General features: G+C 70.7%; 9 protein-coding genes. 4 read left to right on the top strand and 5 right to left on the bottom strand.

Annotated features, from left to right (window positions below; genetic code table 11):
• A partial coding sequence (locus tag A5713_RS01195) for a DUF3151 domain-containing protein (protein WP_067920659.1) occupies positions 1–408 on the bottom strand: 408 nt, incomplete at its 3' end.
• 124 nt (positions 409–532) lie between these two features.
• Between A5713_RS01195 and A5713_RS01190 the strand changes: the two genes are divergently transcribed.
• Entirely contained in the window at positions 533–1,363 is an 831-nt protein-coding gene (locus A5713_RS01190; RefSeq protein ID WP_068091637.1) for a hypothetical protein, read from the top strand.
• 84 nt (positions 1,364–1,447) lie between these two features.
• On the opposite strand, the gene fbaA is transcribed toward A5713_RS01190, so the two are convergent.
• Positions 1,448–2,482: a class II fructose-bisphosphate aldolase gene (fbaA, locus tag A5713_RS01185; RefSeq protein ID WP_068091634.1), complete on the bottom strand. Its 1,035-nt coding sequence runs from the start codon at positions 2,480–2,482 to the stop codon at positions 1,448–1,450.
• 58 nt (positions 2,483–2,540) lie between these two features.
• On the opposite strand from fbaA, the gene A5713_RS01180 reads away from it, so the two are divergent.
• Positions 2,541–3,242, top strand: coding sequence for a DedA family protein (locus A5713_RS01180; RefSeq protein WP_068091630.1), 702 nt, complete (start codon positions 2,541–2,543; stop codon positions 3,240–3,242).
• Here the strand turns inward: A5713_RS01180 and A5713_RS01175 are convergent.
• Together A5713_RS01175 and A5713_RS01170 are read right to left on the bottom strand one after the other, a co-directional pair.
• A complete protein-coding gene (locus A5713_RS01175) occupies positions 3,201–5,150 on the bottom strand; it encodes an acetoacetate--CoA ligase (RefSeq protein WP_068091627.1) in 1,950 nt (649 codons plus the stop codon). The two genes, A5713_RS01180 and A5713_RS01175, sit on opposite strands and share 42 nt — an antisense overlap.
• Positions 5,147–6,268, bottom strand: a complete 1,122-nt coding sequence (locus A5713_RS01170) for a glycoside hydrolase family 76 protein (protein ID WP_068091625.1) — start codon at positions 6,266–6,268, stop codon at positions 5,147–5,149. The genes A5713_RS01175 and A5713_RS01170 overlap by 4 nt, the downstream gene beginning before the upstream one ends.
• A 28-nt stretch (positions 6,269–6,296) precedes the next feature.
• Between A5713_RS01170 and A5713_RS01165 the strand changes: the two genes are divergently transcribed.
• Both A5713_RS01165 and eutC read left to right on the top strand, forming a co-directional pair.
• On the top strand, positions 6,297–7,703 hold the full coding sequence (locus tag A5713_RS01165; protein ID WP_067920646.1) for an ethanolamine ammonia-lyase subunit EutB: 1,407 nt from the start codon (positions 6,297–6,299) through the stop codon (positions 7,701–7,703).
• On the top strand, positions 7,703–8,458 hold the full coding sequence (gene eutC / locus A5713_RS01160; RefSeq protein WP_068091623.1) for an ethanolamine ammonia-lyase subunit EutC: 756 nt from the start codon (positions 7,703–7,705) through the stop codon (positions 8,456–8,458). The genes A5713_RS01165 and eutC overlap by 1 nt, the downstream gene beginning before the upstream one ends.
• Here the strand turns inward: eutC and A5713_RS01155 are convergent.
• Positions 8,455–9,102, bottom strand: coding sequence for an SRPBCC family protein (locus A5713_RS01155; protein ID WP_068091621.1), 648 nt, complete (start codon positions 9,100–9,102; stop codon positions 8,455–8,457). The genes eutC and A5713_RS01155 overlap by 4 nt on opposite strands.
• Positions 9,103–9,114: the final 12 nt, after the last annotated feature.

Below are 9,114 nucleotides of genomic sequence, written 5' to 3'. Positions count from 1 at the left end.
GCCCAGCGCCGGGCGCGCCGCGGGGTCGCAATCGTCGAGCAGGTCCAGGCAGCGCTGGTACTCGTCGGACTCGCCGATCGTGTCGGCGGCACGGGCCAGCGCGGCCACGCAGCGCAGGAACCCGCGGTTGGGCTGGTGCGCGTACGGGACGGGACCGAAGCCCTTCCAGCCGTTTCGCCGCAGCTGGTCCAGGCCGCGGTGGTAGCCGGTGCGGGCGTACGCGTAGGCGGTGACGGCTTGGTCGTCGGCCAGCGCCTGCTCGGCCAGCGCCGCCCAGGCCACCGACGCCGACGGGTGCGCCGCGGCGACGATCGCGGGCTTCTCGCCGGCGAGCAGTTCGGCCTCGGCGTCGGGATCGCCCGGCAGCAGGGTCGGGTCGGGTCCCAGCAGGTCTCGCGTCGGCGTCATGGCTCCTATACTCCCAGCCGCCCCGTTTCGCCGGGCCGCCGGACCTCTACCGTCACCCCATCCAGGGGGGATGGTCGCTAAGCTCTCCAACTACCCCACCCGATAGCGGAGGACAGCCGTACTCATGCCCCAGCCACCCGAGCCCGACCGCGGCGGCACGCCGAATCCGCGTGGGCACGAATGGGCCGCGCCATCAGGCGAGGACGCGACCGAGAGCGTCCCGCTGGTACCGAGCGACTCCGAGACCGAGACCGTGGTGATCAGACCCGAATCGGGCGGCGATCCGACACACCCCGAGGGGGACGCGGACGGCGCGCAGCGCGAACGCCGCTTCACCGCGCCGGGTTTCGACGCGAAAGAGACCACGGTGATCGCCACCACGCCGGAGCCCGCCACCGAGGTCTTCGCCTCACCGCCGGAGGGCATGCCCGCACAGGCCGGCATGCTTCCCAAACCCGCTGTGCCGCAATCGATCCCACCTCGTCTCGGCGCGAAGCTGCGCACCTCGCGGCAGTTCAACTGGGGCTGGGTGCTGGCGCTGGTGCTGATCGTGTTGGCGCTGGCCGCGATCGCGATCCTGGGCACGGTCCTGCTCACCCGCGGCAAGCACACCAAAGTGTCGCAGGAGGACCAGGTTCGGACCACCATCCAGAGCTTCGACACCGCCATCCAGAAGGGCGACCTGACCACGCTGCGCACCATCACCTGCGGCACCACCCGCGACGGGTATGCCGACTACGACGAGCACCAGTGGGACGAGACCTACCGCCGCGTCTCGGCGGCCAAGCAGTATCCGGTGATCGCCAGCATCGACCAGGTGGTGGTCAACGGCCAGCACGCCGAGGCCAACGTCACCACATTCATGGCGTACGACCCGTCCCTGCGCTCGACGCGCAGCCTGGACCTGCAGTACCGCGACGATCAGTGGAAGATCTGCCAGTCGCCCAGCGGCTAGCGTGATCGCCGCTGGCCTCGCGCCGAGCGTGACGCTAGCTTCACGTTGGGCGCCGAGTGTGAAGCTAGCTTCACACTCGAGCGGCTAGCTGCCCAGGGACTTTCCGGCGCAGTGCAGATCCTCGCAGGCCTCCACCACCCGCTGGGACATCGACGCCTCGCCCTTCTTGAGGTAGCTGCGCGGGTCGTAGACCTTCTTGGCGCCCACCTCGCCGTCGACCTTGAGCACGCCGTCGTAGTTGCTGAACATGTGGCCGGCGATCGGGCGGGTGAACGCGTACTGGGTGTCGGTGTCGACGTTCATCTTCACCACGCCGTAGCGCAGGGACTCCTCGATCTCCGACTTGAGCGAGCCGGACCCGCCGTGGAAGACGAAGTCGAACGGCTGCGCCCCCTCGGGCAGGCCGAGCTTGGCCGCGGCCACCTGCTGCCCCTGGGCCAGGATGTCCGGGCGCAGCTTGACGTTGCCGGGCTTGTAGACGCCGTGCACGTTGCCGAAGGTCGCGGCCAGCAGGTACTTGCCGTGCTCACCGTGACCCAGCGCGTCGATGGTCTTCTCGAAGTCCTCCGGCGTGGTGTACAGCTTGTCGTTGATCTCGTGGGCGACGCCGTCCTCCTCACCGCCCACGACGCCGATCTCGATCTCCAGGATGATCTTGGCGGCCGCCGCCTCCTTGAGCAGAGCCTGCGCGATGGTCAGGTTCTCGTCGATCGGCACAGCCGAGCCGTCCCACATGTGCGATCCGAACAGCGGGTCCTGACCCGCCGCCACCCGCCGGGCCGAAATGGCCAGCAGCGGGCGCACATAGCTGTCCAGCTTGTCCTTGGGGCAGTGGTCGGTGTGCAACGCGACGTGGACCGGGTACTTGGCCGCGACCACGCGGGTGAACTCGGCCAGCGCCACCGCGCCGGTCACCATGTCCTTGACCCCCAGCCCGGAGGCGAACTCCGCGCCGCCGGTGGAGAACTGGATGATGCCGTCGCTGCCGGCGTCGGCGAAGCCCTTGATCGCCGCGTTCACCGTCTCCGAGGAGGTGCAGTTGATGGCGGGGAAGGCGTACGAGTTTTCCTTGGCGCGGCCCAGCATCTCGGCGTAGACCTCGGGCGTGGCGATGGGCATGGGCTCCTCCTGGCCAGTAGGCCCATCCAGTATCGCAACACCGGTATGTTGAAGCATCGTGAGCACCACGGTGACGGCCCTGCCCCACATCTTCGACCCGATGTACTGGTTGGGCGCCGACGGCGTCTTCGGGTCCGCGGTGCTGCCCGGCATCCTGATCATCGTCTTCATCGAGACCGGCCTGCTGTTTCCGCTGCTGCCCGGCGAATCGCTGTTGTTCACCGGCGGTCTGCTGGCCGCAGGTCCGAACCCGCCGGCCAGCATCTGGGTGCTCGCCCCCGCCGTGGCCACGGTGGCGATCCTGGGTGATCAGACCGGGTACTTCATCGGCCGCCGGATCGGGCCGGCGCTGTTCAAGAAGGAAGACTCGCGGTTCTTCAAGAAGCACTACGTGACCGAGTCGCACGCATTCTTCGAGAAATACGGGCCGTGGGCGATCATCCTGGCGCGCTTCGCGCCGTTCGTGCGGACGTTCGTCCCGCCGGTCGCCGGGGTGTCCTACATGCGCTACCCGGTGTTTCTGGGCTTCGACATCGTCGGCGGCGCCCTGTGGGGCGGCGGGGTGACGCTGGCGGGTTACTTCCTGGGCAATGTGCCGTTCGTGCACCACAACCTGCAGAAGATCCTGCTGGTGATCCTGGTCGTCTCCCTGACGCCGGTGTTCATCGCGGCCTGGCGCAGCTACCGGGGCCGGCGGCGGGGCACGCAGGAGCCCGGCTCAGGACACCCGACTTCTGCGGTACGCAACGAAAGCGTCTAGCAGTTCCGGCCGGTCGATCGAACTCTGCTGCACGGCCTCGGCCGGCGCCGCGCCCAGCAGGATCCGCTTGATCGGGATTTCCAGCCGTTTGCCGGTCAGCGTCCGCGGGATGCCCGGAACGGCCAGGATGTCGTCGGGAACGTGGCGCGGGGACGCATGCCGCCGAATGGCCGCCACGATCCTGGACTTCAGCTCCTCGTCGAGCTGGGCGTCGTCGGTCAGGGCGACGAACAGCGGCATCCAGTACCCGCCGTCGTCCTGCTCGACCCCGACCACCAGGCAGTCGCCCACCTCGGGCATCCCCTCCACCGCGGTGTAGATCTCCGCGCTGCCCATCCGCACACCCATCCGGTTCAGGGTGGCGTCCGAACGGCCGTGCACCACAACGGATCCCCGGTCGGTGATGGTGATCCAGTCGCCGTGACACCACACCCCCGGATACTTCTCGAAGTAGGCGGCCCGGTACCGGCTGCCGTCGTCGTCGTTCCAGAAGAAAACCGGCATCGAGGGCATCGGCTCGGTGATCACCAGCTCGCCCTCTTCCCCGATCACGGGATGGTTTGGGCCCGTCCAGGATTCGATGGCCGCGCCCAGGCAGATGCACGACAGCTCGCCGGCCACCACCGGCAGGATCGCGCAGCCACCGATGAAGGCGGTGCAGACGTCGGTGCCGCCGCTCATCGACATCACCGGGACCGGCCGGCCGAGCCCCTCTTGGACCCAACGGAATCCGGACGCGGGCAGCGGTGAACCGGTGGAACCCACGGCGCGCAGCCCGTCCAGCGGGTACGTCGCCCCGGGCTTGAGCTCCTTCTTGGCGCAGGCCAGCAGGTAGCCCGCGCCGGCGCCGAGCACGTTCACGCCGGACTCGGCGGCGACCCGCCACAGCCCGTCGGTGCCCAAATGCGTTGGGCTGCCGTCGTACAGCACGATCGTGGTGTCGGCCAGCAGCCCGGACAGTAGCAGGTTCCACATCATCCAGCTGGTTGACGAGTACCACAGGAAGCGCTCGCCGGCGTACAGCTCCAGTTGCAGGTTCAGGTATTTCAGGTGCTCGAGCACGGTGCCGCCGTGCCCGTGCACGATGCCCTTGGGCTTGCCGGTGGTGCCGGAGGAGAACATCACCCACAACGGGTGCGCGAACGGGACGGGGGTGATCTCCAGCTCGGCGTCCGACCGTGTCGCCGCCGCCCACGGCACGGTCTCGCCGTCGGTCTCGAGCCCGAGCCGCGGCACCACCACGGTGGCCCGCAGGCTGGGCATCGCGCGCCGGATCGTGTCCAGCTCCGCGCGCCGGTCGATGCGCTTGCCGTCGTACACCGAGCCATCGGTGGCCACCAACACGGCCGGCTCGACCTGGCCCAGCCGCGCGATCACGCCGTCGACGGCCACGTCCTGGTTGCACACCGCCCAGATGGCGCCGACGCTGGCGGCGGCCAGGGCGGCGACGACGGCCTCGGCGACGTTGGGCAGGTACCCGACGACGGCGTCCCCGGGCCGCACCCCGAGGCCACGCAGGTAGGCCGCGAAGGCGCCGGTCTCGCGGCGCAGCCGCGCCCAGGACCACTCGCACGCGCCGTCCTCGCCGACGACGATCATGGCGGGCCGCTCGTCGGTCGCGTGCCGGAAGATCTCGGTGGCGTAGTTGAGCGTGGCGCCGGGGAACCACTCGGCGCCGGGCATCGCGCGGTTGCCCAGCACCGCGCGGGGTGGGCTGGCGGCCTGGACGTCGAAGTAGTGCCACACGGCGTCCCAGAACCACTCGATGTCCTCGACGGACTTGCGCCACAGCGCGTGGTAGTCGCCGTAGTGGCCGCGACCGGTGTCGGCGAGCCACGCCATGAAGTGGGTGACGTTTGCCCGGGCCAGCGCGGTCTCGTCGGGAATCCAGCCGCCCGGCTCCGTCATGTCGCGCTCCCTGCGGTCACGGCGGTGACGTTACAGGCGGCCTCCATCAGCATCCACCCCGACAGCTGCACCGACAGGTCCCGTTCGGCGACCTCGGAACTGTTCACCGCACCGTCGACGGACCGGGCCTCCTCGCCGGCCGGTGTGGGTAGCTGCGCGTCGCGGTCCCAGAACGGGCCGAACAGCGGCAGCCCGTCCACGGTTTGCCGGTAGTCCCACGCCGACTTGGCGCTGGCCAGCACGATCCGGCGCGCGGTGTCGCGGGCTGCGGCGTCCTCGGCCGAGTCGCCCGGCAGGGTGGTGGCGACCAGCGCGAGGTAGCGCGCGGTGATGCCGGAGAACAGGCCGCCGTCCCCGCCGCCGGCGCCGGCCAGCACGCCCGCGGGCGCCATGTGCTCGGCGACGGCCGCGACCAGCCGGTGCACCCGGGGTGCGTGCCGGTCGTCGTGGGTGCGTGCCGCGAGCTCCGTTTCCAGGCCGAGCACCACGCCCTGGCAATAGGTGTACTGGGCGCGGACCAGGGAGCCGGCCTTGATGCCGTCGAACACCAGGTGGGTCTCCGGGTCGATCAGGGTCTCGTCGATCCAGTCGGCCATCTGCTGGGCGCGCCGCATCCGGCCGCCGTAGCGGGCCAGGAAGATCCCCGCCGGGCCGTTGGCCGGGGCGTTGAAGAACTGCTCCCCCTTGCGCCACGGGATGCCGCCGCCGTCCTCGGGCACCCACGCGTCCAGGAACTGCTCGGCCAGCTTGGGCAGGGCGCGGTGGCGCTCGACGCCGGCGATGCGGGCGGCGCGTTCCAGCGCCAGCGCCAGCCAGGCCATGTCGTCGTAGTAGTTGTTGGTCCAGCGGACGTTGTTGCGCAGCCGGTGCGAGCGGACCTGCCGGTTGATGCTGGTGTGCCGTTGCGGTTGCGGGTCACGCAGCTGCGCGTCGACAAGGCAATCCAGCAGGTGCGCCTGCCACCAGTAGTGCCAGGTCCCGAACATCCGGTCCCGGCGAGTCGACGGCCACCCCACCACGCCGAGCTGGGTCCCGGGCAGCCCCCACAGCCGTTTCAGGTGTCGTTGCGCGACAGCGGCTTCGGAGCTGGCCGCCCGGTTGGCCCATAGCTGATCCATAGTCCCCGATCCTGCCTCATACTGAAATATGCGCTACCGGCAAACCATTGCGGGGACCACGCACACCTTCTCCGGCCTGGTCGACGTGATGGCGAAGGCGACGCCGGTGCGCTCCGGCGACCAGCTCGCGGGTTGCGCCGCCGGCTCCGACGCCGAACGGGCCGCCGCCGCCTGGGTGCTGGCCGACCTGCCGCTGGCGACGTTCCTCACCGAGGCCGTCGTGCCGTACGAGACCGACGAGGTCACCCGGCTCATCATCGACGGTCACGATCGCGAGGCGTTCGCCCCGATCGCGGGCCTGACCGTGGGCGGCTTCCGCGACTGGCTGCTGGACACGGCCTGCCGCGACGACGCCGCGGCGCGGATCGCCGCCGTCTCCCCCGGGCTGACGCCGGAAATGGTTGCGGCGGTGTCGAAGATCATGCGCAACCAGGACTTGATCCTGGTGGCCGCCGCGGCCACGGCCACCGCGGCCTTCCGGACCACGATCGGCTTGCCGGGCACGCTGGCGACCCGCCTGCAACCCAACCACCCCACCGACGACCCGCGCGGGATCGCGGCGGCGGTGCTCGACGGCCTGTTGCTGGGCTGTGGCGACGCGGTGATCGGCGTCAATCCGGCGACCGACTCGCCGCAGGCGGCGTCGGACCTGCTGCACCTGCTCGACGACATTCGCCAGCGCTTCGCGATCCCCGTCCAGTCGTGCGTGCTGTGCCACGTCACCACCACGATGGAGCTGATCGATCGGGGCGCGCCGGTCGACCTGGTGTTCCAGTCGATCGGGGGCACCGAGGGCGCCAATTCGTCGTTCGGGACGTCCATCGCGATGCTGACCGAGGCCAACGAGGCCGCGCGGTCGTTGCGCCGCGGCACGGTCGGCGACAACGTCATGTACCTGGAGACCGGTCAGGGCGCGGCCCTGTCGGCGGGGGCCCACCTGGGGGTGGGGAACAAGCCCGTCGACCAGCAGACGCTGGAGGCACGCGCCTACGCGGTGGCCCGGGCGCTGCAGCCGCTGTTGATCGACACCGTCGTCGGCTTCATCGGGCCGGAGTACCTCTACGACGGCAAGCAGATCATCCGCGCCGGGCTCGAGGACAACTTCTGCGGGAAGCTGCTCGGCCTGCCGATGGGCGTCGACGTCTGCTACACCAACCACGCCGAGGCCGACCAGGACGACATGGACACGCTGCTCACCCTGCTGGGCGTGGCCGGCACGGCGTTCGTCATCACGGTCCCCGGCGCCGACGACATCATGCTCGGCTACCAGAGCCTGTCGTTTCACGACGCGCTGTACGTCCGAAAGGCATTGGGCCTGCGGCCCGCACCGGAATTCGAGGGGTGGCTGGCCGGCCTGGGCATGCTCGACGCCGCCGGGCGGATCCTTCCCGTCGACCCCGCGACGTCGCCGCTGCGCGCGCTGGCGGCGGGCTGATGGACGACGTCTGGGAACCGCTACGGGCGACCACGCGGGCGCGCATCGGGCTCGGGCGGGCGGGAACCTCGCTGCCGACCCGGCGCGTCCTGGAATTCCAGGCCGCGCACGCCGCGGCGCGCGACGCCGTCCACGAGCCACTCGACGTCGACGCGCTCATCGGGAAGCTGCGCGACATCGGTGTCGACGAGCCGCTGCGCGTGTGCAGCCGGGCGGCCTCGCGCGCCGAGTACCTGCGCCGGCCCGACCTGGGACGCAGCCCGGCCGACCTGTCGGGCCTGCCGAACACCCGGGCGGACATCGGGATCGTCCTCGCCGACGGGCTCTCGCCGCGGGCGCTGACCGACCACGCCGCGGGCACGCTCGCGGCGCTGGTCCGCGAATTCGACGGCCGCTACCGGATCGCGCCGCCGGTCGTCGCCACCCAGGCGCGCGTCGCGCTGGGCGATCACATCGGCCAGGCGCTTGGCGTCACAACGGTTCTCGTGCTCATCGGCGAACGCCCGGGACTGTCGGTCGCCGACAGCCTGGGCATCTACCTGACGCATCGACCGGCGCCGGGGCTCACCGACGCCGACCGCAACTGCGTCTCCAACATCCACCCGCCCGACGGCCTCGAATACCGGGCGGCGGCCGCGGTCACCGCCGCGCTGGTGGCCGGGGCGCGTGCGCTCGGCCGCTCGGGCGTGGCGCTCAAGGACACCACGCGAGCAGCGATCGGCGCGGCCCGGCCGACGGGTGGCCTCGGGCGCTAACCCCTGCGGCCGAGGACCCAACCGAGCACCAGCCCGACCAGCACGGCCAGCACCAACGGGGCATACTTCCTGAGCTGGTCACCGCCCGCGAGCTGCAGCAGGTCGATGGGTTGGGGCTCGACGGCCGGGGCGGCGTGGCGCGGCTCTGCGGCGCGCCCCACCTGCGCGGGGCCCTCCGGTGTGGCCGGCGCCGCCATCGATTCGGCGGTGAGCTTGGCTTCGAGCGACTCCACGAACTGGCCCAGCAGCTTCTCCGAGACCTGCTGCAGCATGCCGCTGCCGAACTGCGCGAGCTTGCCGACGATCTTCAGGTCGGTGTCCACGGTGACGCGGGTCCGGTCGCCGTCGGGCTGCAGCCGGGCGGTGACCGTTGCGGCCGCGTTGCCCGTCCCGCGCGTCTCCTTGCCCTTGGCATCGATGACCGCCCGGTATTGGCCCCGGTCGTGCTGGACGAAACGGACCTTGCCGCTGAACTCGCTGGTGACCGGCCCGACCTTGACCTTCACCTTTCCGGAGTAGTCCTCGCCCTCGTGGCCGGTCAGCTGGGCGCCCGGCATCAGCGGGATCACCTGCTCCAGGTCGCTCAGCACGTCCCAGGCCTGATCGATGGGGGCGCTGACGGTGAACTGGTTGGCGATCTTCATGCCGGGTTCCTC

The sequence above is a fragment of the Mycobacterium sp. E2497 genome (genome assembly GCF_001668695.1).
Classification (GTDB): Bacteria; Actinomycetota; Actinomycetes; order Mycobacteriales; family Mycobacteriaceae; genus Mycobacterium.
Note: the sequence above shows the minus strand (reverse complement) of the source record. Positions and strands in the feature narration are given on the sequence as shown.

Bases quoted from the DNA above. Each gene is read 5' to 3' on its own strand.
- A5713_RS01190 (WP_068091637.1), top strand. From the start codon at position 533: ATGCCCCAGCCACCCGAGCCCGACCGCGGCGGCACGCCGAATCCGCGT.
- fbaA (WP_068091634.1), bottom strand. From the start codon at position 2,482: ATGCCCATCGCCACGCCCGAGGTCTACGCCGAGATGCTGGGCCGCGCC.
- A5713_RS01175 (WP_068091627.1), bottom strand. From the start codon at position 5,150: ATGACGGAGCCGGGCGGCTGGATTCCCGACGAGACCGCGCTGGCCCGG.
- A5713_RS01170 (WP_068091625.1), bottom strand. From the start codon at position 6,268: ATGGATCAGCTATGGGCCAACCGGGCGGCCAGCTCCGAAGCCGCTGTC.
- A5713_RS01165 (WP_067920646.1), top strand. From the start codon at position 6,297: ATGCGCTACCGGCAAACCATTGCGGGGACCACGCACACCTTCTCCGGC.
- eutC (WP_068091623.1), top strand. From the start codon at position 7,703: ATGGACGACGTCTGGGAACCGCTACGGGCGACCACGCGGGCGCGCATC.
- A5713_RS01155 (WP_068091621.1), bottom strand. From the start codon at position 9,102: ATGAAGATCGCCAACCAGTTCACCGTCAGCGCCCCCATCGATCAGGCC.